At 39.1% G+C, this 24,448-nt stretch carries 24 protein-coding genes; 15 read left to right on the top strand and 9 right to left on the bottom strand.

Annotation, left to right across the window (positions count from 1 at the left end):
* Positions 1-38: 38 nt before the first annotated feature.
* The 4 genes from pta to mltG all read right to left on the bottom strand — a co-directional run bounded on the left by pta (position 39) and on the right by mltG (position 4,638).
* A complete protein-coding gene (gene pta / locus NK987_RS02845) occupies positions 39-2,135 on the bottom strand; it encodes a phosphate acetyltransferase (protein ID WP_259262634.1) in 2,097 nt (698 codons plus the stop codon).
* 85 nt (positions 2,136-2,220) lie between these two features.
* Positions 2,221-3,174 carry a YihY/virulence factor BrkB family protein gene (locus tag NK987_RS02840; protein WP_259262633.1) on the bottom strand — a complete coding sequence of 318 codons (954 nt, stop codon included), beginning with the start codon at positions 3,172-3,174 and terminating at the stop codon, positions 2,221-2,223.
* A gap of 11 nt (positions 3,175-3,185) precedes the next feature.
* Positions 3,186-3,593 (bottom strand): acyl-CoA thioesterase, encoded by a 408-nt coding sequence (locus tag NK987_RS02835; protein WP_259262632.1) that lies wholly within the window; start codon positions 3,591-3,593, stop codon positions 3,186-3,188.
* 1 nt (position 3,594) lies between these two features.
* Complete coding sequence (gene mltG / locus NK987_RS02830; protein WP_259262631.1) at positions 3,595-4,638, bottom strand: endolytic transglycosylase MltG; 1,044 nt, start codon at positions 4,636-4,638, stop codon at positions 3,595-3,597.
* Between the two features lie 75 nt (positions 4,639-4,713).
* Between mltG and NK987_RS02825 the strand changes: the two genes are divergently transcribed.
* The 7 genes from NK987_RS02825 (at position 4,714) to ctlX (ending at position 12,213) form a co-directional block, all read left to right on the top strand.
* Complete coding sequence (locus NK987_RS02825) at positions 4,714-5,133, top strand: (deoxy)nucleoside triphosphate pyrophosphohydrolase (RefSeq protein ID WP_259262630.1); 420 nt, start codon at positions 4,714-4,716, stop codon at positions 5,131-5,133.
* Positions 5,134-5,147: 14 nt separating this feature from the next.
* A complete protein-coding gene (locus NK987_RS02820) occupies positions 5,148-5,777 on the top strand; it encodes an L-threonylcarbamoyladenylate synthase (RefSeq protein WP_259262912.1) in 630 nt (209 codons plus the stop codon).
* Between the two features lie 80 nt (positions 5,778-5,857).
* A complete protein-coding gene (locus tag NK987_RS02815; RefSeq protein ID WP_259262629.1) occupies positions 5,858-6,490 on the top strand; it encodes a WbqC family protein in 633 nt (210 codons plus the stop codon).
* 82 nt (positions 6,491-6,572) lie between these two features.
* On the top strand, positions 6,573-9,101 hold the full coding sequence (locus NK987_RS02810; protein ID WP_258421890.1) for an ATP-dependent Clp protease ATP-binding subunit: 2,529 nt from the start codon (positions 6,573-6,575) through the stop codon (positions 9,099-9,101).
* A gap of 145 nt (positions 9,102-9,246) precedes the next feature.
* The gene (locus NK987_RS02805; RefSeq protein ID WP_259262628.1) at positions 9,247-10,194 is read left to right on the top strand and encodes a hypothetical protein; all 948 of its coding nucleotides are present in this window, start codon (positions 9,247-9,249) and stop codon (positions 10,192-10,194) included.
* 173 nt (positions 10,195-10,367) lie between these two features.
* Complete coding sequence (locus NK987_RS02800; protein WP_259262627.1) at positions 10,368-11,258, top strand: hypothetical protein; 891 nt, start codon at positions 10,368-10,370, stop codon at positions 11,256-11,258.
* Between the two features lie 19 nt (positions 11,259-11,277).
* The gene (ctlX, locus tag NK987_RS02795) at positions 11,278-12,213 is read left to right on the top strand and encodes a citrulline utilization hydrolase CtlX (RefSeq protein ID WP_259262626.1); all 936 of its coding nucleotides are present in this window, start codon (positions 11,278-11,280) and stop codon (positions 12,211-12,213) included.
* Here ctlX and NK987_RS02790 read toward each other — a convergent pair.
* A complete protein-coding gene (locus NK987_RS02790) occupies positions 12,205-13,761 on the bottom strand; it encodes a SulP family inorganic anion transporter (protein WP_259262625.1) in 1,557 nt (518 codons plus the stop codon). The two genes, ctlX and NK987_RS02790, sit on opposite strands and share 9 nt — an antisense overlap.
* Before the next feature lie 154 nt (positions 13,762-13,915).
* On the bottom strand, positions 13,916-15,262 hold the full coding sequence (gene purB / locus NK987_RS02785) for an adenylosuccinate lyase (RefSeq protein ID WP_259262624.1): 1,347 nt from the start codon (positions 15,260-15,262) through the stop codon (positions 13,916-13,918).
* A gap of 291 nt (positions 15,263-15,553) precedes the next feature.
* Between purB and NK987_RS02780 the strand changes: the two genes are divergently transcribed.
* Complete coding sequence (locus NK987_RS02780) at positions 15,554-16,660, top strand: ferredoxin--NADP reductase (RefSeq protein WP_259262623.1); 1,107 nt, start codon at positions 15,554-15,556, stop codon at positions 16,658-16,660.
* A gap of 40 nt (positions 16,661-16,700) precedes the next feature.
* Positions 16,701-17,156, top strand: a complete 456-nt coding sequence (locus NK987_RS02775) for a hypothetical protein (RefSeq protein WP_259262622.1) — start codon at positions 16,701-16,703, stop codon at positions 17,154-17,156.
* A gap of 17 nt (positions 17,157-17,173) precedes the next feature.
* On the opposite strand, the gene NK987_RS02770 is transcribed toward NK987_RS02775, so the two are convergent.
* The gene (locus NK987_RS02770) at positions 17,174-17,497 is read right to left on the bottom strand and encodes a HesB/IscA family protein (protein WP_259262621.1); all 324 of its coding nucleotides are present in this window, start codon (positions 17,495-17,497) and stop codon (positions 17,174-17,176) included.
* Positions 17,498-17,614: 117 nt separating this feature from the next.
* Between NK987_RS02770 and NK987_RS02765 the strand changes: the two genes are divergently transcribed.
* The 5 genes from NK987_RS02765 to NK987_RS02745 all read left to right on the top strand — a co-directional run bounded on the left by NK987_RS02765 (position 17,615) and on the right by NK987_RS02745 (position 21,390).
* Positions 17,615-18,136 carry a DUF7935 family protein gene (locus NK987_RS02765; protein WP_259262620.1) on the top strand — a complete coding sequence of 174 codons (522 nt, stop codon included), beginning with the start codon at positions 17,615-17,617 and terminating at the stop codon, positions 18,134-18,136.
* Between the two features lie 4 nt (positions 18,137-18,140).
* Entirely contained in the window at positions 18,141-18,554 is a 414-nt protein-coding gene (locus NK987_RS02760; RefSeq protein WP_259262619.1) for a YkvA family protein, read from the top strand.
* Between the two features lie 48 nt (positions 18,555-18,602).
* Positions 18,603-19,319, top strand: coding sequence for a Rossmann-fold NAD(P)-binding domain-containing protein (locus tag NK987_RS02755; RefSeq protein ID WP_259262618.1), 717 nt, complete (start codon positions 18,603-18,605; stop codon positions 19,317-19,319).
* 3 nt (positions 19,320-19,322) lie between these two features.
* Complete coding sequence (dtd, locus tag NK987_RS02750) at positions 19,323-19,775, top strand: D-aminoacyl-tRNA deacylase (protein WP_258421902.1); 453 nt, start codon at positions 19,323-19,325, stop codon at positions 19,773-19,775.
* A gap of 115 nt (positions 19,776-19,890) precedes the next feature.
* On the top strand, positions 19,891-21,390 hold the full coding sequence (locus NK987_RS02745; RefSeq protein WP_259262617.1) for an ATP-binding cassette domain-containing protein: 1,500 nt from the start codon (positions 19,891-19,893) through the stop codon (positions 21,388-21,390).
* A gap of 3 nt (positions 21,391-21,393) precedes the next feature.
* On the opposite strand, the gene NK987_RS02740 is transcribed toward NK987_RS02745, so the two are convergent.
* Positions 21,394-22,047, bottom strand: coding sequence for a metallophosphoesterase family protein (locus NK987_RS02740; protein ID WP_259262616.1), 654 nt, complete (start codon positions 22,045-22,047; stop codon positions 21,394-21,396).
* 237 nt (positions 22,048-22,284) lie between these two features.
* Here NK987_RS02740 and NK987_RS02735 point away from each other — a divergent pair, with 237 nt between their 5' ends.
* Positions 22,285-22,863 carry a DUF4136 domain-containing protein gene (locus NK987_RS02735; protein WP_259262615.1) on the top strand — a complete coding sequence of 193 codons (579 nt, stop codon included), beginning with the start codon at positions 22,285-22,287 and terminating at the stop codon, positions 22,861-22,863.
* 6 nt (positions 22,864-22,869) lie between these two features.
* On the opposite strand, the gene NK987_RS02730 is transcribed toward NK987_RS02735, so the two are convergent.
* Positions 22,870-24,432 carry a glycoside hydrolase family 3 protein gene (locus tag NK987_RS02730; protein ID WP_259262614.1) on the bottom strand — a complete coding sequence of 521 codons (1,563 nt, stop codon included), beginning with the start codon at positions 24,430-24,432 and terminating at the stop codon, positions 22,870-22,872.
* Positions 24,433-24,448: the final 16 nt, after the last annotated feature.

The raw sequence follows: 24,448 nt of genomic DNA, 5'->3' as shown, positions 1-24,448 counted from the left end.
AAAACCGGTTCCCAAACCAAAAGTAATCAAATGGAATACTATTCTTGGGCCTGTATTGCGGTGATGACAACGGTGTTGAACACATCATCAACAGTACAACCACGGCTGAGGTCATTGACAGGTTTGTTCAGACCTTGAAGCATTGGGCCTATGGCTACAGCTCCTGTTTCTCTTTGGACGGCCTTATAAGTATTGTTTCCTGTGTTTAGATCCGGGAAAATCAGCACAGAAGCATTTCCTGCTACTTCCGAATTTGGCATTTTTTGGCGGCCTGTTACAGGATCAACAGCAGCATCATATTGGATAGGTCCTTCAACTTTGATATCAGGCCTTTTTGATTTGACGATTTCGGTGGCTTTCCTTACTTTCTCTACGTCTTCCCCCGAGCCTGATGCTCCGGATGAATAGGAAAGCATGGCTACTCGTGGTTCTATTCCAAATCTTTTACTTGTATCTGCAGAGGAAATGGCTATTTCTGCCAATTCCTCAGAGGTTGGGTTGATGTTGATCGCACAATCCCCAAAAACTGTAACCCTGTCAGGAAGGCACATGAAGAATACGGAAGAAACCAACGAGATGCCCGGCTTGGTTTTGATAAACTGGAGTGCAGGCCTGATGGTATGTGCGGTGGTGTGGATTGCTCCTGAGACCATTCCGTCTGCATGCCCTTTATGAACCATCATTGTGCCGAAATAAGCTCCGTCAGTCATCAGGTCTTTGGCAACTTCCAAAGGCATGTTCTTGCCTTTCCTTAGCTCATAGAGTGTGTTGCTGTAATCCTCATAATAGGAAGAATCCTGCGGGTTGATGATCTGACAATTGTCTTTGTTGAGGTTTAGCCCGAGCCTGCTGATACTTGCATTGATCTCCTGCACATCTCCAAGGAGGGTAATTTTCACGATTTTTTGCTTGACAAGCCTATCTGCGGCTTTTAATATCCTATCGTCTTTGCCTTCTGGCAGTACAATGTGTTTTTTCTTGTTTTTTGCCCATTTGACTAACTGAAACTGAAACATCCTTGGCGTCATTCCAATCCCGACGAAATTGATCATTTCTTTTTCGAGGGCTTCAGTATCGATGTATTTTCTAAAAGTATTGATTGCCCCCAAGATTTTGTCAGGACAATCAGGGCTTATCTTTGAATGAATACCTGCTACTTTGGTCGCCGCATAGAATGAAGGATCATCGACTGTCAGCACAGGAAGGTTCACATCCGAACCATCGATCAGTTTGATCACTGATTCGGCAATTTCAAAACCTCCTGTAAGTACCATGCCTGCTATCCTCGGAAAGTTTTTAGAATGATTGGCCTGCAAAGAAGCCAAAATGATATCAGCCCTATCTGCAGGCGTTACGATCAATACGTTTTTCTTGATATGTTTTAGAAAGTTTGAAATCTGCATGGCACCAAAGATGAAATGGTCCGCAGGATTGGAGAGAAAATTTTCGCCAAACATGACCTCTGCCCCGAGATGTTCTTTGATTTCTTTCATTGAAGGGCTTTTCAATTCCTGGATTTTCGGAATTACTGCCAAGATGATTTCTTTGTTCAACTGGTTTTGAAGGCTCTTTTTGATTTCTTTTCTGTCCCCTTCTTCCACTTTGTTGATGACCACAGCCAATACTTTAACTTTCCTGTCAAGAAAATTATTGATTGTCACCACAGCGGAAGTGACAGCTTGAGAAACTGATTTGCCATCTCCTGACAAGACTATGATTACCGGGGAACCTAGATTTTTCGCGATTGCCAGATTGGCATCAAATTCAAACGCCGTCCCTTCTCCCAAAAAATCACTTCCCTCTATGATGGTAAAATCATTTTCTTCCTCTAGAACCTTGTATTTGCTTATAATGGTGTCTATTATTTCTCCCTGCAATCCCGATTCAATGAGCTGATTTGCCTGATCTTTGGTATAGCCATATGATTTCTCATATTGGATAGGCAGTTTGAAATGTTGGATCAAAGTTTCAAAAGGGGAGTCTTTTTTTACCTCGGGAGGGTTGTTGATAATGGGCTTGAAATACCCGATTTTATGTGCTTTGGCGAGTAGCATATCCACCAATCCAAGGGCTACTATTGATTTTCCGCTAAAGGGCTGAGTCGTGGCAATAAAAATACTTTTGTTGGTTTCCATAGAAATCGGTTTTGAATCGGTTGCAAAATTAGAACGGCGGAAGGACTCCAAACTTGATGAAAATGTCATTCAATCATGATAAAAATCATGAATTTTCTTCAGAAGATGATTTGGTCACAAGGTGCCGTCCGGCAGCTTTGTCCAGACTGACATTTATTTCGAAGCTTACCAAGATGATCAGGGAAGTGATAAAAAGCCAAAGCATAACCGCAATCATGGCTCCTATGGATCCATAGAGTTTGTTGTATGTGGCAAAATTATTCAGGTAAAATGAAAACAGGTAAAACCCAAACGTAATCAAAATACCTCCTGTAAGCGATCCTGTAGAAAAGAACTTCCACTTGTCATGCACTGCCGGTGCAAACCTGAATATAAATGCCGTAGCGATCAAAAATACAGAAAGCAAAACCAGGAATCTAAAAAATGTCAACATATAAACATATAGATTGCTCGATACCATGTCCCATTCCGAAATCCGGTAAAGAATACTTCCCCCAAGAATCATAATCAAGACTGCACCGCATATCGCCAAAACCAAAACCAAAACGATACTTACTGCTATCAGCCTAGTCACCCAGAAGGATCGGTTTTCTTTGGTCCTGTAGACTGCATTGAAGGCATTCATCATAGAAACCACGCCATTGGTCGATAAGAATAATGCAAGAAAAAAACCCAAGGACAATAAACTTTGTCGTGGCTTGCTGACAATATCCATAATGGTAGCTTCAGCTTCCTGATAGACACTCGATGGAATAAATTCTGCGATGAAAAGCAGGATGTTTTGGGTAGTTACATTGGGAAAAAACAACCCCACATAGGGGATCATGTTCAAAAGGAATAACAAAAGCGGAAACATCGCAACTGTAAAGCTAAAAGCCATGGCACCGGCTCTTTCAGTAATTTCATCCTTCCGCATCTGAAACATGAAGATTCTGCCCACATCGTACAGGTTTTGGTCAGGATTTCCAAGGTGGAATTTTCTAAGAAACTTAGCTTTTCTTGTAAATCTGATTGAAAGTAAGCGGATCCTCTTTTTCACTTAAAAATGGATTACTGGAAATATGGACGTAATAAATCTAACAAATATTGGGATGGTCTGCAGGGTTTGTGACTTTCTTTTTTCAAAAAAGTCAGTGTAGTCCAGCCTTTGGTAATTACCTCATTACTTTCATTTACTACTTCATATTCAAATTTTATTCTGATTCCGGGCATTTCCGGAATACAGGTTTTAATGGTCAGAAGCTCATCATATTTTCCCGGTTTGAGGAATTGGGTATGGAGGTCCAATACAGGCATGATGATTCCATCATCTTCCATTTGCTTATATGAAAAGCCTGCTGTCCGGAGTGCTTCGACCCTGGCTACTTCAAAATACATGGCGTAGTTTCCATAATAAACATATCCCATTTGATCTGTCTCTGCATACCGTACCCTTACTTTTGTTTCTGCTCGGAACATTTCAGTATATTTTTGATCTATTCAATGCTGCCTGATACCTTCGGGCATTGTTCATGTGTTCATTGTAATCTTTTGCAAAAGCATGATAACCTGAAAAATCTTCTTTTGCGCAGAAATACAAATAGGCATGATCTTCATAATTCAATACTGCCTCGAGGGCTGATATCTCAGGCAGATTAATAGGTCCGGGTGGTAATCCGGGATACTTATAGGTATTATAAGGGCTGTCGATTTCTTTATGGACATTCAATACTCTTTTGAGATTGAAATCTCCTACGGCAAATACCAGCGTGGGATCAGCCTGAAGCGCCATATTAATTCTAAGTCTGTTGATATAGACGCCTGCTACCTTGGGTCTTTCATCTGCTTTTTGGGTTTCTGCCTGTACGATTGATGCCAATGCCGAAACCTCATTTTGGGTCAAACCCAAATTTTTGGCTTTTTGCAACCTCGCTTCCGTCCAAAAATTCCCATATTCCTTATACATTCTGTCAAAGAGATTTTCAGCACTGGTATTCCACCAGATTTCATAGGTATTTGGGATAAACATTCCCATTACAGTTTCTTCCTCAAATCCAAATTTGCGGATGTAAGCCGAATCTTTTAGCAAAGCAAGAAACGTTTCAGGGCTGATTTCAAGGTTTTTGGTGATTTTTTCTGCTAAATCTTCTTTTGTTCTTACATTGTTGAAAGTCAGTTTTACAGGCGTCTGTCTGCCGGACCTTAGGAGCCTTACCAGGTTGAGGTTACTCATTTTGGCAGGGATGGTGTATAATCCAGGCTTTACAGCTTCTTGATAACCCAAGACTTTTGCTACAAAGCTGAAGGTGATCAGATCATGGATTACCTCATTTTGGTAAAGGCTGTCAGAAACCATCTGAAAAGTGGCATTACTTGGGATTTTCAAGGTGTATGAATCTTCTTTGTCGGTAAGGGCATTGGGGCTGAAAAATGCCTGATAAAAATAAAAGGACAAAGATGTGAGAAGTACCGAAAAGGTTACCACCGCGATGAGATAATACTTTGTTTTGTTGTCTTTGAACATAAATTTTGATACTAATTACAGTATAACCGCAAAAATAGAGATTTTTGTTCAAGGGCTGGTAATTCCTTTATACCTATGGCAAAAACCATTCGAGTGACATGTGCAATCATCCATGATAAGGGTAAAATCCTCGTTGCTCAAAGGGCTGAAAATATGGATTTGCCTCTGAAATGGGAATTTCCCGGCGGTAAAATAGAGGCGGAGGAGTCTCCTGAAGCTTGTTTGATAAGGGAAATCAAGGAGGAGTTGAATCTCCGAATTACAGTAAAAAAGGCTTTCAAAAGTAATTTTCATTCATATGTTGAAGGAAAGGAAATTGAACTTATTCCTTTTCTTTGTGGCTATATAAGTGGACATTTGGTCATCAGAGAGCATCGCAAGATACTTTGGGTTGAACCTAAAAATCTTACAAAATTAGATTGGGCTGATGCAGATGTTCCGATAGTAATTGACTTCATAGATTGGTTTAATGAAAACCAAGAACCTAACCTTTGAATTCCCTTGATGCCATGGCAGCCGAATTTATTAAGCTATATCCCGAAAATCCTGACCCACGGAAAATCCAGAAAATCGTCAACGTTCTTCTTGATGGCGGGGTGATCATTTATCCCACAGATACAGTTTATGGGATGGGTTGCAATATCCATAACCTTCGGGCTGTAGAGCGGATTGCCCAAATCAAAGGAATCAAGGTGAAAAAGCATAATTTTTCATTTATCTGCTATGACCTGAGTAATATTGCTGAGTATACCCGAGCATTGAGTACACCGGTTTTTAAAATGATGAAAAAGGCATTGCCGGGACCTTATACCTTTATTTTGGAAGCCAACAATTCTGTTCCAAAAATCCTCAACAGCAACAAGAAAACCGTAGGCATCAGGGTTCCTGATCATGCCATTCCAAGACTTTTGGTGAAGGAGTTGGGATCTCCCATATTGACTACATCCATTCATGATGAAGATGATGTGATAGAATACAGCACTGATCCGGAATTGATCTATGAAAAATTCAGGGATTTAGTCGACGTGGTCATTGATGGAGGATATGGAAATAATGTGGCTTCGACGATATTGGATTGTACCGGAGATGAAATAGAAATAGTACGGCAAGGTTTGGGATCTGTGGAGGATATCATGTGATCCATGGATTCATCTAAAGGATTGGAAAACATGCCTGAAATTTACCCAATGAACTATCAAACCTTAAAATCCGGGATCTTTTGAATCAGGAAAAAGCAATAATTACCGATCTTTTTTATTTGCCCCCCATCGAATATTTCGTTGCTACTTTGGGTTTTGAAGAAATTCAGATAAACCAAACAGAGATATTTCAAAAACAGACTTTAAGAAACAGGACAAATATTTTATTGGCAAATAAAATAGAAGTGCTATCTGTTCCTGTCATGGGAAGCAGTAAAAAACAGTTTTATAAAGATGTAAAAATAGATTATAACCAAAAGTGGAAAAATGTCCATCTGAGGGGAATTCAAAGTGCTTACGGAAAGGCTCCCTTTTTTGAATATTTCTATCCGTATTTTGATCAGATTTATGAAAAAAACCTGACGTTTTTGTTTGACTTAAATCATGACCTACTGACAGTTTGTCTGAAACTGTTACGGGTGAAAGCAAATTTGAAATTGGTTGGGGATTATGATTTGGAGCAGGAATCGATCGATTTAAGATGGGTAATACGCACAAAGGAAGAATTTACCCAAAGAGACATCATGACACCCTACGATTACCCTCAAATGTTTGGCTTAGACTTTGTTCCAAACCTCAGCATATTGGATTTGTTGTTTTGCATGGGTCCGGAATCTTTACAAGTACTCATGCATTCAAAAAAAAATCATTGAACATTCTGCAAATAGATTGTGTTTTTAAAACAAATTCGGTAACATTATTACAGATTTAAAATAAAATTTAGAAAGGAAATACATGGAAGCAAAATTTTCAAACAGGGTCAAAGAGGTGATCTCTCTCAGTCGTGAAGAAGCATTGCGGTTGGGACATGATTACATCGGTACAGAGCACCTCTTGCTGGGTATGATTCGAGAAGGGGAAGGAGTGGCTGTTTCCATATTGAAGAAGTTGGGTGTACCACTTGATGAGCTTCGCAATTCAATTGAAAGGGCTGTCAAGGGAACCGCAACGCATAATGTAAAAAACCTCGCCAACATACCGTTGACAAGGCAATCTGAAAAGGTTTTGAAGATCACCTATTTGGAAGCAAAAATATTTAAGAGCCAACTTATCGGAACTGAGCATTTGTTATTGTCTATTCTCAGGGATGAAGACAATATTGCTACCCAGATCCTTCATAAGTTTGATACCAACTATGACTCTGTGAAAGAGATGTTGGAATTCCAGACAGATTCTGCACCCCGAGCCAAAGCAGAAGCAGATGATCCGGATGAGGATGGATCAAAACTGTTTGGCTCATCATCAAGCGGTGCCTCAGGAGTATCCAAAACCACAGGTGAAAAGTCAAGAACTCCTGTATTGGATAATTTCGGAAGAGACCTTACCAAAATGGCTGAGGATGACAAGCTAGATCCAATCATTGGCAGAGAAAAAGAAATAGAAAGAGTGGCTCAGATTCTTTCAAGAAGAAAGAAAAACAATCCAATCTTAATCGGTGAACCCGGCGTTGGAAAGACAGCCATTGCAGAGGGACTTGCTTTGAGAATTGTACAGAAAAAAGTCTCCCGCGTATTGTTCAATAAGCGCGTAGTTACTTTGGACTTGGCATCGTTGGTGGCAGGGACAAAATACAGAGGTCAATTCGAAGAGAGAATGAAAGCCGTTATGAACGAGCTTGAGAAATCTCCCAATGTGATCTTGTTCATAGATGAGCTTCATACCATTGTGGGTGCGGGTGGCGCTAGTGGTTCATTGGATGCATCCAATATGTTCAAACCGGCTTTGGCTCGCGGAGAGATTCAATGTATAGGTGCTACTACCTTAGACGAATACAGACAATATATCGAAAAAGACGGCGCATTGGCCAGGAGGTTCCAAATGGTGATGGTAGATGCTACTACACCTGAGGAGACGATCCAAATCCTCAATAACATCAAGGACAAATATGAGGACCACCACAATGTAATCTATACTCCTGAAGCTATTGAAGCCTGTGTGAAGCTTTCTGACAGGTATATATCCGACAGGTTCCTTCCTGACAAAGCCATCGATATTCTTGATGAAGCAGGTGCGAGGGTTCACATCAACAATATCCATGTCCCGGAAGATATTCTCCGACTTGAAGAAGAAGTTGAGAAAATTAAGGTCGAAAAAAATCGGGTAGTCAAAAGTCAGAAATACGAAGAGGCTGCGCAATTGAGAGACAAAGAGAAAAAACTCCTTGAGCAACTCGAAAATGCCAAAGTCAAGTGGGAAGAAGACAGCAAAACTAAAAGGTATACCGTTGAAGAGGACAATGTAGCTGAAGTGATAGCTATGATGACAGGTATTCCTGCCAAGAGAATTGCACAGAACGAAGGTTTGAAACTTCTCAATATGAACGAGGAACTTCAAGCCAAAGTAATCGGTCAGGAAGATGCCATCAAAAAACTTTCAAAAGCTATCCAAAGAACTAGGGTGGGATTGAAAGATCCTAAAAAGCCTATAGGTTCATTCATTTTCCTTGGCCCGACAGGTGTGGGAAAAACAGAGCTGGCAAAGATGTTGGCCACCTATCTTTTCGATAAAGATGACGCACTGATTAGAATTGACATGTCCGAATACATGGAGAAATTCAGCGTTTCCCGACTTGTGGGAGCTCCTCCGGGATATGTAGGATATGAGGAAGGTGGACAGCTTACTGAAAAAGTCAGAAGAAAGCCATATTCAGTCGTTCTACTTGATGAAATCGAAAAAGCACACCCTGATGTATTCAATATACTTCTTCAAGTGTTGGATGACGGTATTCTGACGGATGGTTTGGGAAGAAGGGTAGATTTCAGAAATACCATCATTATCATGACATCCAATATAGGTGTCAGAGACTTGAAGGATTTTGGTGCGGGCATTGGTTTTGCTTCCAAAGCTAAAACAACGAGTATGGATGATGTGATGAAGTCTACTATCCAAAGTGCATTGAAAAAGGCATTCAGTCCTGAATTCTTAAATAGGTTGGACGATGTGGTAGTATTCAATTCGCTTGATAAAGAGCACATCCATAAAATCATTGATATCAGCTTAAGCAAACTCTTCAAAAGAATCACTGATTTGGGTTATTCCATACAGTTGACTGAGAAAGCAAAGGATTTCTTAGCTGACAAAGGTTATGACCAACAGTACGGAGCAAGACCACTGAACAGAGCTATCCAAAGATATTTGGAAGATGCATTGGCTGAGGAAATACTCAAAGGAGAGCTTTCTGAAGGGGATATTATTATGGCAGATTATTCCGGTGAAGGTGATGAATTGACCATCACAGTTGATAAAAAAGAGAAAGCTGGATAATACTAAATAACTTTAATTTTGAATAGGCGAACATTTTGATGTTCGCCTATTTTTTTTGGAAATACCTAATTATCAGAATAAAATCCACAGAAAGTCACTGGAATTTATTTCATACCTTGCATTTATAATTCTACTTGAAAACCCGATGAAATTCAATTTTTATTTAACACTATTGGCAATTCTTGTTTTTTCATGCAATGATAAAGAAGCTCCTGAAAATGATACAAATGGAAATTTTCCATTCAAAACAGTTTATAAATTAAGTGAATTAGAAACCGCTGAAATTTTTGAATCAACACCTGAAATAATGGGAAAAGTTGGATTAAGAGAAGCTTCAGGATTGGCATTTAGTAGAAAAAACCTTGGATTTGTTTGGACTCTTCAAGACAGAGGAAACAATAACAGTATATATCTTCTCGATGCCAATACTGGCAAAACTGTCGCGGAATATACAATCAAAGGTACGAAGAACAGGGATTGGGAGGATATCGAAATCAGTATTGGCCCCGAACCGGGAAAAACCTATTTATACATTGGAGATACAGGCGACAATAACCTTGACTATGAAGATTATACCATTTATCGAATAGAAGAGCCTAAGTTTGAAGAAAATCATAGAAACCAAACGCTTGAATTGGAAACCGCTTTTGATAAAATAGTTTTTGAATATCCTGATAAAAGCCATGATGTGGAAGCTTTGTTGGTTGATCCAAAATCAGGAGATATTTTTATGGTTACTAAAAGAGACCTTTACTCCTTGCTTTTTACCTTGCCGTATCCCCAAAAGACAGATGGATTGAACAATGCGGTACTAACAGGTACATTTCCTTTTAGAATAGCAACTGCAGGATCAGTCTCTGGAGATGGAAATGAGGTTTTGATTAAAACTTACGATTTGATTTTTTATTGGAAAAGATCATCTGATCAGTCTTTTTCTGATCTATTGGCTACAAAACCATTAATCGCTCCTTACCAAAAAGAAGAACAAGGTGAGGCAATTTGTTTTGATGACCAAGGTGGTTACTTCACTCTTAGCGAATTAACCAATGACATCATTCCGGATCTGAATTATTATAAAAAGAAAAATCCTTAGGATTGGTTGAATTAAATTCAAGAGGTTTTGTTAAAGGGTAAGCATTAGAAGGATTTTGTTAAACTATCCTACAAAACTTATTTAAAACATAACAATAATTAACTTTGCAGTACCCCAAAAAGCCTGACCTTTGTTAACATCAATTAAGAAAGACTGAAGAAATGAGTCATTACATGAAATTGCTATTGTTTTTATATTTTTTCCCATCCATGCTGATGTTGAATATTCCACAACCTGATTTGGTCCAACTTGAAAAAAAATCTGTCCAAAATATATTTACCAACCAAATCAACATTGGGCTTTTAGAAAACAAAGAAATAGATGAAGCAAGTGGTATGGCCTTTTCAAGGACTCATGATGGTTTGATCTACACGCATAACGACAGTGGGGGAGGAAGAAGGGTTTTTGTCATTGATTCATTAGGAAAGGGTTTAGGTGTATTCAAACTCAAAGGAGTTTGGAACAGAGATTGGGAAGATATAGCCGTAGGTCCGGGTCCTGACCCAAAGCTGAATTATGTTTATGTGGGGGAGATTGGTGATAACCAAGAGAGATACACGAATATATTCATTTATCGATTTCCTGAACCAGAGCAATTTTTAGAAGGAATGGAAGTGGCACCTGAAATTTTGAAGCTGACTTACCCTGATGGCGCAAAAGATGCAGAGACTTTAATGGTAGACCCCATTTCAAAAGATATCTATATTCTTTCAAAAAGAGACAGTTTGAATATCCTATATAAGACTACCCAAGATGCATTTGAAAAGAAAGAGGCTGTTTTGGAGAAATTGATGGAGCTGCCCTTTACCATGTCTGTTGCAGGGGATATTTCGGTAGATGGCCGTGAGATTTTGATCAAAAATTACTTCACCGTTTATTATTGGACAAGAAATGAAAATGAGACAGTTGAGCAGGCGCTGTCCCGTGACCCTTTGATTTTACCCTATAAACCTGAGCCACAGGGGGAGGCAATCGGATTCCATCCAAATGGAAAAAGTTATTTTACACTCAGTGAGAAAAGATTCAATATCGAACCGGTTTTGTATCGATACAACCGAATGTAGTTTTAATAAAAATACCTTTATGACAAATCAAACTACTTCCCACATCTTAATGGTCAGGCCGGCCAATTTTGGGTTTAATGCTGAAACAGCGGAAAATAATTTTTACCAACAAAAAGATGACCGTAATTCAACTGAAATAAATATTCTGGCTAGGAAGGAATTTGATGCTTTTGTTGGGCTGCTTGAAGAAAAGGGGATTGATGTTTTGGTTGTCGAGGATACAGATTTGCCAAAAAAAACTGATGCTGTTTTCCCAAATAATTGGTTTAGTACCCACCAAGATGGCAGATTGGTTCTTTATCCTATGTTTTCACCTACGAGGAGATTGGAACGGAGAAAGGATATCATAGAAATATTGATTAAGAAAGGATTTAGGATCAGTGAAATAGTGGATTTGACTTTTTTTGAACAGGACAATCAATTTCTTGAAGGTACGGGAAGCTTGATTTTGGATAGAATAAATAAAGTAGCTTATGCCTGCAGGTCACAAAGGACTCATCAAATACCCTTGGGATATTTTGGAAAATTAATGGGATTTGAAATTGTTGACTTTGACTCAACTCAGGTAATCAACGGTGCAGTTTCACCTATTTATCATACCAATGTCATGATGCATATCGGCACTGAAATATCTGTGGTATGTCTTGACAGCATTCCGCTTGCTTCTGAAAAATTGAAAGTACAGCAATATCTTGAAAAAACAGGAAAGAAAATGATTCCGATTACTGCTAAACAGAAATTTCAATTTGCCGGGAATATGCTAGAAATCCAGAACAATAAAGGAGAAAAATTTACAGTGATGTCAGATTCAGCTTTTCAATCCCTTGGAGATGTTCAGATCAATACTATAAGGAGGTACTCAGAAATCATTATTCCAAAAATACCTACTATTGAAAAAATCGGCGGTGGAAGTGTCAGGTGTATGATGGCAGAGATATTTCTCCCTTTAATGTAACCCCTTTGATTTGATTGATTTTATTTTGATGGTATCCACATCTATTTTTCGGGAACCGGCATTGGTTTTGAAATTTTCAATTACCTCCAAAACATCATAATCGATAACCCTTGATTTTGATCCGTCAATAATTACATGTTTTCCTTCAGGGATTTCTTCAAGGGCTTTGATCAATGCACCTTTATTGAGGAAACTCACCTCTTCTGAAAGCACTATTCTGATGGAGCCGTCAAGTTCTTCCTTTTTATCATCGAGTAGATATGAATTTTGATAATTTCTTAAAAGGATAAATACCATAGCTATTCCCATCCCCAATCCTATTCCTATCAGTAGGTCGAATAGAACGATTCCCAAAATGGTAATGATAAAAGGGAGAAATTGGTCCCAACCTAGTTTGGCCTGATGTCTGAAAAGGGAAACTTTTGTAAGCTTATAACCTACCATCAGCAATATCGCAGCCAGGCAAGCCAATGGGATCAGATTGAGTAGTCCGGGGATAAATATGACACTTGCAAATAGCAGTATCCCATGAAATACTGCCGATATTTTTGTCTTGCTTCCTGCTGTTACGTTCGCAGAACTCCTGACAATGACAGCTGTTACAGGTAGTCCGCCTATAAATCCATTGATTACATTTCCCACGCCTTGTGCCAAAAGTTCTCTATTTGGTGGAGAAATCCTTTTTAACGGGTCTATTTTGTCAGCAGCTTCCAAGCTCAACAATGTTTCTAAACTCGCTATGATCCCTATAGTTACTGCCGCAAGCCAAACATCGCTGTTGCCCAATTGTGAGAAATCAGGAAATGTGAACAAATCGGTGAACCCAACAAAGGAATCAACAACGGGAAGGACCACTTTATCTTCATTGCTTAAGTACAAAGTGGGGACAAAAAATTTAAAATATTTATTTAGACCAATGCCCAATAAGACCACTACCAAAGGACCGGGAATCAATTTGGTAAATGAAAGTTTTTTGATGAATGATTGTTCCCAAAATATCAGGATGCCAATGGATACAGCTGAAATGATTATTGCCCCAAAATCAAATGTTTTGGATAAATTTCCCAAACTCAGGACAGTATCCCAGTCATTTACAAAAGGGATATACTTTTCTAAATCTTTTGTTTCATTGACTCCAAAAGCATAGGGTATCTGTTTTATAATCAATATAATACCTATGCCTGCAAGCATACCCTTAATCACCGAAGTCGGAAAATAGTATCCGATTACCCCTGCTTTCAATATTCCAAAACCAATCTGTATAATTCCTGCCAAAACCACCGCCGAAAGGAAAACTTCAAATGTTCCAAGCTCGGTAATGGCATTGAGAACTATGACCGTCAATCCTGCGGCAGGACCTGATACTGAGGTGTGCGAACCTGATAATGAACCAATAACAATCCCTCCGATGACCCCTGCAATTATCCCTGAAAAAAGTGGCGCACCTGAAGCAAGAGCAATCCCAAGACACAGCGGGAGTGCTACCAGAAAAACGACCAAACCTGCCGGTATATCATTACCTAGGGTTGAAAAAATATTTTTTTGCATTGGATTGGGATGAATTTTTATAACCTTAAAGCTAAAATAGCATTTTTAGCTAAATCTCAATGTACATTTTTGATTAAATGAACCGCTAGGTCGTCTAAAGAAAATACTTGAAAGTTAAAATCCAATCTCAATTACCAAGACAAACATCTTTTTACTAATACTTTCCTGTAAAATTAAATGGACTGATTTCATACAATTCAGATTTGATTGAATCAGAAACATTAAGCCCTCCGATAAATTGTTTGATCGAAGCTTCGGTTATTTTTTCGTTTGTTCGGGTTAATTCTTTGAGGGCTTCATAAGGTTTTGGATATCCTTCTCTCCTTAGGATTGTTTGGATTGCCTCAGCTACTACAGCCCAGTTTTCCTCCAAATCCGCGTCGATAGCAGCACGGTTTAGCTGGAGTTTACCAAGTCCTTTCTCCAAAGATTCCAGGGCAATCAACATGTGTCCCAATGGAACGCCGATTATGCGCAGCACTGTGCTGTCAGTAAGGTCTCTTTGTAAGCGGCTGATGGGGAGTTTGGCTGCAAGATGCTCCAATAATGCATTGGCAATCCCAAGATTTCCTTCCGCATTTTCAAAATCGATCGGGTTGACTTTATGAGGCATGGCAGAAGACCCGATTTCGCCGGCCTTGATTTTTTGCTTGAAATAATTCATTGCCACATACTGCCAAATATCTTTTGAAAGGTCTAAAAGGATAGTATTGATTCTTTTTAGCCCATCAAAAAGTGCCGCCAGATTATCATAATGCTCGATTTGGGTTGTTGGATAACTTCTTTCCAAACCCAGATAATTTGACACAAAATTATCTGCAAACCCATGCCAATCTGTCGAAGGATAAGCCACAAAATGTGCATTGAGGTTTCCTGTCGCTCCACCAAACTTTGCCGAATAAGGAACTTGACCAAGTAATTCCAATTGTTTTTCCAATCTCACTGTAAATACCCTGATCTCTTTACCCAATCTTGTCGGAGATGCAGGCTGACCATGGGTTTTGGCAAGCATGGGAATATCTTTCCAATCGTCTGCCTGTGCAGCCAATTTGGAAATGACCCGATCCAAAGAAGGTAAAATGACTTCATTGAGTCCGTTTTTTAACATCAGAGGAGTTGCAGTATTATTGATATCCTGGGAGGTCAGGCCAAAGTGAATAAATTCTTTGAATTCCTGCAGTTGCAGATTGTCAAACTTTTCTTTGATAAAATACTCCACGGCTTTTACATCGTGGTTGGTGGTCTTTTCTGTTTCTTTGATGACTTCAGCATCTTCCATCCGAAATCCTGAAACAATATTTCTCAAGGCAGGAAAAAGTGATTTGTCAAAATCTTTCAGTTGGGGCAGGGGCAGTTCACATAGCGCGATGAAGTACTCTATTTCCACATGAACTCTATATTTTATCAAAGCAAACTCAGAAAAATAAGGACGCAAGGTTGCAGTTTTGTTTCCATACCTTCCGTCAATAGAGCTTACAGCTGTCAGATTTGTCAATTCCATAAGGGTTGTTTTTGAATTAGGCTTGCAATTTAGGTTTTCAGCATGAAATACTCTTTTTATTTTTCAATTATTGGTTTTACATCAGCATCAAAGGCCGGATTTTGCTATATAAATTCACTTTATTTTGAAGTAATTTAAATTCTTTTCAAAATCCAGCTGGCAGAATCGAACCTGTTTCCCATTAATTTGTTGTGATGTTGGTGATTATTCAGTCATGGAGTTACATTAATACCAAACAGTAGCTTAATTTTGACCGAGCCAAAATATTACGTTTTTAAACAGAATTAGAGAATGTTTAATTTATTTAAGAAAAAGAAAGAGGATAATAAAAGGGGGGACCATTATTTATCTTTGAAAGTAAGGGAAGTAGTCAAAGAAACCCCTGATACTGTCACTATCTATTTTGAGCAGCCTGAGCCTTATTTGGACTATAAGCCTGGTCAGTACCTCACGGTGATTTTGGAGTTGGGGGGTAAAGAAGTCAGAAGGTCATATAGCCTTTGTACCTCTCCATTTACAGATCCGCATCCGGGAATTACTGTCAAACGAGTCAGTGGTGGCTTGGTATCCAATTACCTCAATGACCAAATCAGACCGGGAAAAACCATTGAAATTATGAAGCCTTTGGGGAATTTCACCACTGAGTTTCATTCCAAAAATAAAAACCATTTCGTAATGGTGGCAGGTGGTAGTGGCATAACCCCGATCATGGGCATCGCCAAATCGGTTTTTGTCAATGAACCTGACTCAAAAGTAACCCTGATTTATTGCAGCAGGTCCGAAGAGCAGATTATATTCAAAAAAGAACTCGATGCGTTGAAAGAAAAGTATGGAGAGAAATTGAACCTGATCCATAACCTTAGCCAACCGTCTCCTCTTTGGACCGGATTAAAGGGACGTTTAAATGAAGAAAAAGTCAAAACTATCCTTTCTGAATCAAATTTTTCCGAGTTGGCAAATACTAAATATTTTGTCTGTGGGCCTGATGGCGTGATGGAAACAGCTCTCTTGGCCTTGGAAGAAATTGGTGTTGATCAAAAAGCTATCCATAAGGAAAGTTTCTACCTAGACTTGGAGGCAAAGGAAGAAGAGCTCAAATCTAAAGGCAAATTATCTCCCGAATTAACAAGGGAAATTGAAGTTGTTGTAGAAGGCCAATCATATTCTTTTGAAGTTCCCGCCGGTAAAACCATATTAGAAGCAGGTCTGGACAAAGACATCAATATGCCATATAGCTGCCAAAGTGGACTTTGTACAGCCTGTAGGGGAAAACTGATCTCCGGTAAAGTGGATATGATTGAAGATGCAGGTTTGAGTGCGAGCGAAATAGAATCAGGATACATCCTATGTTGCTCCTCAAAACCGGCAAGTTCTGATATCAAAATTGTAATCGAATAGGCTCTTGGAAAATTCCCAAATAAGAAAAATATATGATAAAATGGAGCGGAATGTGCTGATAATGATCGCCATTCCGATTCCATTTTTTGGTTTTGTTTACTTAAATACCGAGAATCCCATCTTTTTTTTTGAAGTGCCTCAGTTAACGGGTTTTTGGGAATACTTCGGACTGGGCTTGGTTTTTACTTTTTTGATTGCCCAATATTTTGCTTTTCAAAAAGATTCAAAAAATATCGAAAAATCTTCCTTTGGTCTTGAAAAAAAGCTTGAAGCTTACTCCAAAGCTTCATTTAATAGGTTTAGGATTTTATTTGTTTGTGGATTGGTCGCTGCAGCAGGTTTGTTTTTGTTTGGCAATGCAGGCTATACGATTGCTTTTGCGGTGACTTTGGTGTTTTTTTCAGCAGCCAAACCTACACCTGAAAGGATAATCAGGGCTTTGAAACTGAAAGGAGAGGAAAAAGACCAGGTGATGGGTTTAAAAAGAAGGGAATAAGAATTTTTTAACAATAGTTATTTATTTTCCGCATCGTGTCTTTTGGGGATATCCGGATTGACAAAAGTAAAACCCCTTGCTTCATCCCCTTCAAAAAAATCAACCTGCATTCCCATCAAAAACATGTAATGCTTTTTTTCAATCAATACCCGAATTCCGGCTACTTCAAATTGTTGGTCGCCTTCCTTAGGCTTATCAAATCCCAATAGAAAGGACATGCCTCCGCATCCGCCCCCTTTGACACCCACTCGGAGAGAATAATCCATGGGTATGTTCTTATTGGCAATGATATCTTTGATCTCAGCTTGTGCTTTTTCAGTGATATGTATTGGAATCAACATGCCTATTTAATCCGAATTTTGATTGGGAAGTTCAAATTTAAGTTTTAAAAATATCAATTGTCAATGTTTTATTGCGTCTATTAATTTCTGATATTCGGATCAAATTATTGTAATTATATGGCGTATTTCGCAGATTTATTAAAAATAGTATTGCCGGCTGGTTTGGTTATTTATGGCATGTACCTGACGATCATGTCTTTTATGAAAAAAGAGAGGGAAAAAATGCTCTTGGATTTAAAAACCCAAAATACCAATACGGTTCTTCCCATCAGGCTTCAAGCCGGGGAAAGATTATGTCTTTTATTGGAAAGAATCACTCCAAACAACCTGGTCAGAAGGATAAATAATCCTGAATATTCTGCCAAAGAATTTTACAGCCAACTGCTTCACGAGGTTAGAGAGGAGTTTAACCATAACTTATCGCAGCAGGTTTACTTCTCTGATGAGACTTGGGAAAGTGTCCGCCGGGCAGCTGAAAGCGTCGTGACTATTATCAATACAGCCATGCAGGATATGCCGGAAGAAGCGAGAAGCATCGATCTTGCCAAGCGGGTTTTTCAGCTAACATTGGACCAGAAAAATGATGCCATCCAAATGGCCTTGAAATCCGTTAAGTCTGAAATAAGAATATTCTTCTAAAAACATGGCATCATTAAGGGAAAAGACAGTTGATTTTTTTGGTAAGGCCAAAATCCTTTACCTCGAAAAAGCAAACCAAATAGCAGGGGAGGACAGTAAGCTTCAAAAGCTTCTAAAAAATGTCGGAGAAAGATTAAATGCGGTTTCCCAAAACCCTAAAGTTCAGACAGCTTTGGAACCGATCTTGATTTTCAAAAGGATGATCCAGGCCCACAGAAGTGGAAAATTTAAAGTTTCATCCAAAACCCTAGGTCTCATCGTTTTGGGTTTGGTGTATTTTGTCACCCCAATAGATATTATTCCTGACTTTATGCCGATTTTGGGTTTTACCGATGACCTTTCAGTGATTTTAGCTGTTTTTAATTCGGTAAAGCACGAAGTGGAAGATTTTTTGAATTGGGAAAAGACGCAGGCTTAATGACCTTGAACTTTTGCTTTTCATCTTTTTGGGCGTACTTTACCTGATATGAAAAAAATAGCATTTCTCGCAGGTACATCGGGTTTGATCGGCATGCAGCTGCTTCACCAATTACTACAAGATAATTCTTACGATTACCTCATTTCGGTTGGTCGACGCAAGCTTGCTTTAAAGCATCACAAGTTGGTACAGGTTGAAGGCGATTTCAGCAAAATTCAGAGTTGGGACATAGAATCCAAACTCCGGGAGGAGGACTTGGGCGGGGTGTTTTTTCCCATTGTAGATGCCATCAATAAAAAATCCTGCGAAATGCATGCTTTCTGTTCCTTGGGAACCACCATCAAAGTTGCCGGATCAAAGGATAAATTCTACGAAATTGACCATGATTATGTCATAGGATTTGCGAAATGGACCTATGGTTTGGGAGCGAATAAATTTTTGTATGTGAGTGCCATGGGGGCCAATCCCCAATCTTCGGTTTTTTACAACAAAGTGAAAGGTGAAGTGGAGGAAGATCTGAAAGTCATCCCTTTTGATTATTTAGGTCTGTTTCAGCCATCCTTATTGGTTGGAAACAGGAAGGAATTCCGGTTTGGGGAAGAAGTTGCTAAAATATTGACAAAGCCTTTGGTATGGCTAAAGATTGGAAAATCTTTCCGACCCATCAATGACAATCAGGTTTCGAAGGCAATGATTCATCATGCCAACCAAACCAAACCGGTAAAAGTTGAGGTTATTTCCTCTAAGAAAATGCAGGATTTTTGAGGTATGATAGCAGTGATTCAACGGGTATCTGAGTCCACAGTCAAAATAGAAGGACAGATCAAAGGCCAAATCGGGACAGGATTGATGGTCTTATTGGGAATAGAAGAGGCAGATGGCAGTGAGGATATAGAATGGCTAAGTAAAAAAATCGTTAACCTCAGAATTTTCCCTGATGAAAATGAGGTGATGAACAGAAGCATTCTTGAGGCCTTAGGAGATATTTTGCTTATCAGCCAATTCACACTCCATGCAAGTACCAAAAAGGGCAACAGACCCTCTTATATCAAAGCCGCAAAACCTGACATCGCCATTCCGCTTTACGAGAAGTTTATCAGTTACCTTGAAAAGGATTTGGGAAAACCTATCCAAACAGGGGAATTCGGTGCCGATATGAAAGTAGCCTTGGTCAATGACGGTCCGGTCACGATCATTATGGACAGCAAAAATAAAGTTTGAAGAAGTAAGAATTAACGGTTAACAGTCGCGGTAGGCAGTTTGGCAAAACCCAAAAACTCGACAACGCGATAACTTGACAACAATTACAACCACTACAACCAACACAACCCCCTTCATGTCCTCGCTAATTTCCATCCAAAAAGCCACTGTCAGACAATTTGATAAAGTAGTTTTTGAAAACCTGGACTTTGAATGGGAGAGGGGGCAACATTGGGCAATTTTGGGTCAATCTGGTGTAGAACTCACAGCATTTTTAGATACGATATTAGGCAAAACCATGGTGACATCTGGTATTATCCAAAGGGCCTTTGCCAAAGAATACCAAGAGCAAAAGTCAGAAGCAGGCGAAGTAAACTCATTCAGGGATTTGATAGCGACTGTTTCTCAGCAATACAGTTTCAAGAATAAGTCCAATATTCAGAATTTTTATTATCAGCAACGATTCAATTCCATGGAGTCGGATGAGGCCCTGACTGTGGAAGATTATCTTAAAAGCATAGAAATAGAAGTAAAAGTGCCCGGTTCCTGGAACTTATCAAAAGTAATCAGGTTCATGAATTTAGAGCATCTTAAAGACAAATCCCTTATCAAATTGTCGAATGGAGAGACGAGGAGACTTTCTTTTGCCACTGCTTTGATCAAGAATCCAAAAATTCTTTTGATGGACCAACCGCTTACGGGTTTGGACAAAGAAACGAGAGGTGATTTTGGAGGTATGCTTTCTGATATCATTGCCTCGGGGATTCATGTCTTGATGAGTACCCACCATGACGAGATTCCATCCGGAATCACCCACGTAGCTATATTGAGCGAAAATAAAATCTTCAATGCCGACAAAGCGGAAACAATAAAAGGAGTGCACCAAAGCATGCGGTTTGAGAATGACGTTGATCCTGAATTTGTAAAAAGGCTTTTGGTTAAGAATTTGGCATTTTCTTGCCAAAAAATCCTGGAGTTTAAAAATATTGCGGTAAGGTATGGGGACAAACAGATCCTGGATGGCATCAATTGGACGATTCTTCCCAATGAAAAGTGGGCTTTAAAAGGAGAAAACGGTGCAGGAAAATCCACTCTTCTCAGTTTGGTATTGGGTGAAAACCCTCAAGCCTATGCCAATGAAATATGGCTTTTTGACCGAAAAAGAGGATCGGGAGAGAGTATTTGGGATATCAAAAGACAAATTGGATTTGTAGCGCCGGAGCTTTCGAGGTTTTTTCCTCCCAATCAAACATGTATCAAGGTGGTGCTATCGGGATTATTTGATACCATAGGTTTGTTCAAAAAAGTCACTCAGGATCAGGAAAAATCGGCAATGGATTGGTTGGGATTGTTTCACTTGGAAAATATAGCCAATCGATTGTTAAGTCAGGTTTCACTCGAAAACCAAAGGTTTATCTTGCTTGCCAGGGCTTTGATCAAAAATCCCGAATTATTGGTTTTGGATGAGGCTGCCCAGGGAATGGATGACTTACAAAGGGTCAGATTCAGAGAAACTGTCGATCTTGTTTGCAAAATCCTACCGGTTTCTATGATTTATGTGAGTCATTATGAGGAGGATATTCCAAAATGCGTAGATAAAATTTTTAGATTAAAAGGAGGAAAAGCGGCTTTTTGATCCTTAGAGAAGGTCGCTGGCTTCTGTTGGAATTGAAATAGTCTCTATGAAAGTGCCATCATCTTCCAATCTGATTCCTGTCAGGCAGACACCGCCATAGGCTCCTGTGTCAATATTCCAGGAATTTGATTCCTTGCTGTATTTGGGAACTCCGTCCCAATTTGGTGTATGCCCGATTATCTGAATTTTCCCCGTATTGATCAATGGCTTTCTGTTCCATAAAAGTCCGTTTGTATTGGATTGGTCGTAGGGATCCCCAAGTCCTGAAAATCCAGCGTGTGAAACCTGAACATAGTCATTTTCCCAAATTAAAGGGAAATCTGTTAACCAAGTGGAGTAGTTGTCCAGATCTATTTGGTCTACTTCAAATTGCCTTAGGGTTTTGCCACCTCCGTTGGAAAGCCAAATACCCTTCGGATCTTCTCCCTTCATATAGTTGATCATCAACTGCTCGTGATTCCCTCTCAAAAAGTGGGCTTCCTTTTTAAAATTCATCTGCAACTCAAAAGCCAGATGAATGACCGAGGGAGAAAATGCCCCTCTATCTACTAGATCTCCTACCTGAACTAAGGTTTCAGATTTTGGATCCCAATGGTCCAAAAGGTTCAAAAAGGTATTGAGACATCCGTGGACATCTCCTACAATAAATATTCCCATATACTTAGAACGAATAAAAATTAGCCGACATATTAAAATTGTAAAAAAACCAATAAATGATTCAATTATTTACTTGTTCTGTTCAATATATTTAATTATAATCACTTCATAATCAATTTTATATCTATTAAACATTCTTTACCAAATTAAGTTTTATTGTGACTTCATTATTAATCAAAAATTAATTCCCAACCAATAAACATTAAACGTCTTCAATTCCACTAAAGGTTGTTTGTTATGAAAAATTCCGTTTTTATGCTCTTCCTCCTTGCATTGGCGTTTTCTGCCTGCATGAGCCAAAAAGATTACCTTGCAGAGTACGATTTTAATTATGCAGGAAATTTCAAAAAATACAAAACTTTTGGTTTTGTAAACAATCCGTTTCCGGATACGACATCCCATCATTTAGCGATTGAAAGGACAATTACCAATAGACTCGGCTCTCAAGGCTTTAAATTACAAGCGGATAAACCGGATATTTTGATCAACTATAAACTTTTCCTGGATGAAGTAAAATACCGTGGCTATGAACAGCCGAATTTTGATTATTGGGTTCAGAGAAGAAGTGCCGACTTTGAACTTACTGAGGAGGAAGAAAAGAAAAACCGTGAAAAAGATGAGAATTATAATCAGGTCAAATTCACTGAAAACAACGGGATGTTGGTCATTTTTGTAATTGACAACAAAAGAGGAAACACCATTTGGCAGGGATATACAGCAGCAAGTTTTGATTTGTTTTCCCCAGAAGTCAATACAGAATTGACCAAAGCCACTTACCGTGTCATGGACCAATTTAAGTTATTGACAAGAAATTAGACAGACTCAATCCAATTTGCCCTCGGCTTCCATATTTCCCTGGAAGTGGAGGGCACTTACTTTTTGAGCAGAATCAAAAGTTTGGAAAGCACAGATGATTCTACTGAATTTTTGAAAATTGCCGATTTCATTCAGTGATAGGGGAGACCCGAACAGATAGAGTTGACAGTTTTTATTTTCTATATGGTTCAAAAGCTTTTTGATCATTTCGATGTCCATCCCAAAATGATTCACAGGCTTGGCCGATGGCACAAAAACCGCGATCAGAAGGGAGTCAAAATCCTTTAATCTTTCCCAGCTCGGATCTGTGGAGGAAGTCAAGCCAATTGATGGAGACGAAGTGACTTTGTCCAATTCTGAAAAGAAAACATTTTCATTTTCTTGAAATAAAGAAACCTTCGCAAACTTGGCTTCTGATAAATCAAGGGAGTTTTGAAGGTTTTGGTTGGAAATTTCAGTGATATAATGGCGTGGAAGCTTGTCATTGAAAGCAATATGATCTGACCAATTGAATTCTATTTCTTTTGGAAGATGATCAGAATAGATACCGAGTTTTTCTTTAAGTAGGATCACTTTTCCAAAACTCTCCAATATCTTTTCTTCTGTTCCATTTTTCAAAATCATTTCAATTCCTTGCTCTACATTTTCTGAAAAACAGAGCAAGTCATTTCCTGCCTTGAATGCTTCCCACTCCAACTGTCCCGGTTCGGGAAAAAGGTCAGAGACACTTTTCATATTCAATGCATCAGAAACCACGATTCCTTTAAATCCCATCTCTTCTTTTAACAAGTCGGTAATGATTTCTTTTGAAATGGATGCGGGAATAGTTTTTCCGTTGGAAAGTGCCGGTGCAGCCAAATGCCCCACCATGATCATGTCGATACCTGCTTTGATCCCATTGGCAAAAGGATAAAGTTCTTCGGAAATCAATTCTTCTTTTGTTTTGTTTATCACAGGAAGTCCAAGATGGGAATCAGTGTCTGTATCTCCATGTCCCGGAAAATGCTTGTAACACGCCCCAATTCCGGCTTTCTCCATACCTTGATACATTGCCAAGGCAAATCTGCTCACCTTCTTTTTGTTGGGTCCAAAGGACCTGTATCCGATCACAGGATTTTTGGGATTGGTATTGATATCCGCTACCGGGGCGAAATTCAGGTGAATTCCAGTCTGCTTGAGGTCTTTTCCCATCCGGTAACCTGTTTCAAAAACCAAATCCTCATGTTCAATCGAAAGTGCTCCCAATGTAATGGCGTAGGGATATTGTGGCGTATTTTCTATCCGCATTGCCAATCCAAACTCCGCATCAATACTCATCAAAAGTGGTTGTCTAGAAATGGATTGGTACCGGACGATCAATGCCCGAAGTTTTTCAAGCGTATTTTCGTAAGTCAGCTTTTCCTGTCTTTTCTCAAAATTGGCTGCGGCACTGTGGCGGCTATGGAAAAAAGTAAGGCCACCAATGTGTTGGTTTTTGATCAATGATTCAATCGCAAGGTAATTTTCCTCCGTATCATGGATAAATGCCGCCGGCGAAAAAAGCTGTCCTATTTTTTCTTTTAAAGTCATTTTAAATAATTTCTAA

It is taken from the genome of Aquiflexum gelatinilyticum (assembly GCF_024813435.1).
Classification (GTDB): domain Bacteria; phylum Bacteroidota; class Bacteroidia; order Cytophagales; family Cyclobacteriaceae; genus Cognataquiflexum; species Cognataquiflexum gelatinilyticum.
This window is presented reverse-complemented; position numbering and strand designations above follow the sequence as displayed.

Excerpts from the sequence above, each read along its gene's own strand:
- NK987_RS02820 (WP_259262912.1), top strand. The coding sequence starts at position 5,148 with ATGGCAGCCGAATTTATTAAGCTATATCCCGAAAATCCTGACCCACGG.
- NK987_RS02835 (WP_259262632.1), bottom strand. The coding sequence starts at position 3,593 with ATGTTCCGAGCAGAAACAAAAGTAAGGGTACGGTATGCAGAGACAGAT.
- ctlX (WP_259262626.1), top strand. The coding sequence starts at position 11,278 with ATGACAAATCAAACTACTTCCCACATCTTAATGGTCAGGCCGGCCAAT.
- dtd (WP_258421902.1), top strand. The coding sequence starts at position 19,323 with ATGATAGCAGTGATTCAACGGGTATCTGAGTCCACAGTCAAAATAGAA.
- NK987_RS02730 (WP_259262614.1), bottom strand. The coding sequence starts at position 24,432 with ATGACTTTAAAAGAAAAAATAGGACAGCTTTTTTCGCCGGCGGCATTT.
- NK987_RS02800 (WP_259262627.1), top strand. The coding sequence starts at position 10,368 with ATGAAATTGCTATTGTTTTTATATTTTTTCCCATCCATGCTGATGTTG.
- NK987_RS02805 (WP_259262628.1), top strand. The coding sequence starts at position 9,247 with ATGAAATTCAATTTTTATTTAACACTATTGGCAATTCTTGTTTTTTCA.
- NK987_RS02760 (WP_259262619.1), top strand. The coding sequence starts at position 18,141 with ATGGCATCATTAAGGGAAAAGACAGTTGATTTTTTTGGTAAGGCCAAA.
- NK987_RS02810 (WP_258421890.1), top strand. The coding sequence starts at position 6,573 with ATGGAAGCAAAATTTTCAAACAGGGTCAAAGAGGTGATCTCTCTCAGT.
- NK987_RS02755 (WP_259262618.1), top strand. The coding sequence starts at position 18,603 with ATGAAAAAAATAGCATTTCTCGCAGGTACATCGGGTTTGATCGGCATG.
- NK987_RS02740 (WP_259262616.1), bottom strand. The coding sequence starts at position 22,047 with ATGGGAATATTTATTGTAGGAGATGTCCACGGATGTCTCAATACCTTT.
- NK987_RS02770 (WP_259262621.1), bottom strand. The coding sequence starts at position 17,497 with ATGTTGATTCCAATACATATCACTGAAAAAGCACAAGCTGAGATCAAA.
- purB (WP_259262624.1), bottom strand. The coding sequence starts at position 15,262 with ATGGAATTGACAAATCTGACAGCTGTAAGCTCTATTGACGGAAGGTAT.
- NK987_RS02775 (WP_259262622.1), top strand. The coding sequence starts at position 16,701 with ATGGAGCGGAATGTGCTGATAATGATCGCCATTCCGATTCCATTTTTT.
- mltG (WP_259262631.1), bottom strand. The coding sequence starts at position 4,638 with ATGTTCAAAGACAACAAAACAAAGTATTATCTCATCGCGGTGGTAACC.
- NK987_RS02745 (WP_259262617.1), top strand. The coding sequence starts at position 19,891 with ATGTCCTCGCTAATTTCCATCCAAAAAGCCACTGTCAGACAATTTGAT.
- NK987_RS02765 (WP_259262620.1), top strand. The coding sequence starts at position 17,615 with ATGGCGTATTTCGCAGATTTATTAAAAATAGTATTGCCGGCTGGTTTG.
- NK987_RS02735 (WP_259262615.1), top strand. The coding sequence starts at position 22,285 with ATGAAAAATTCCGTTTTTATGCTCTTCCTCCTTGCATTGGCGTTTTCT.
- NK987_RS02790 (WP_259262625.1), bottom strand. The coding sequence starts at position 13,761 with ATGCAAAAAAATATTTTTTCAACCCTAGGTAATGATATACCGGCAGGT.
- NK987_RS02780 (WP_259262623.1), top strand. The coding sequence starts at position 15,554 with ATGTTTAATTTATTTAAGAAAAAGAAAGAGGATAATAAAAGGGGGGAC.
- NK987_RS02825 (WP_259262630.1), top strand. The coding sequence starts at position 4,714 with ATGGCAAAAACCATTCGAGTGACATGTGCAATCATCCATGATAAGGGT.
- pta (WP_259262634.1), bottom strand. The coding sequence starts at position 2,135 with ATGGAAACCAACAAAAGTATTTTTATTGCCACGACTCAGCCCTTTAGC.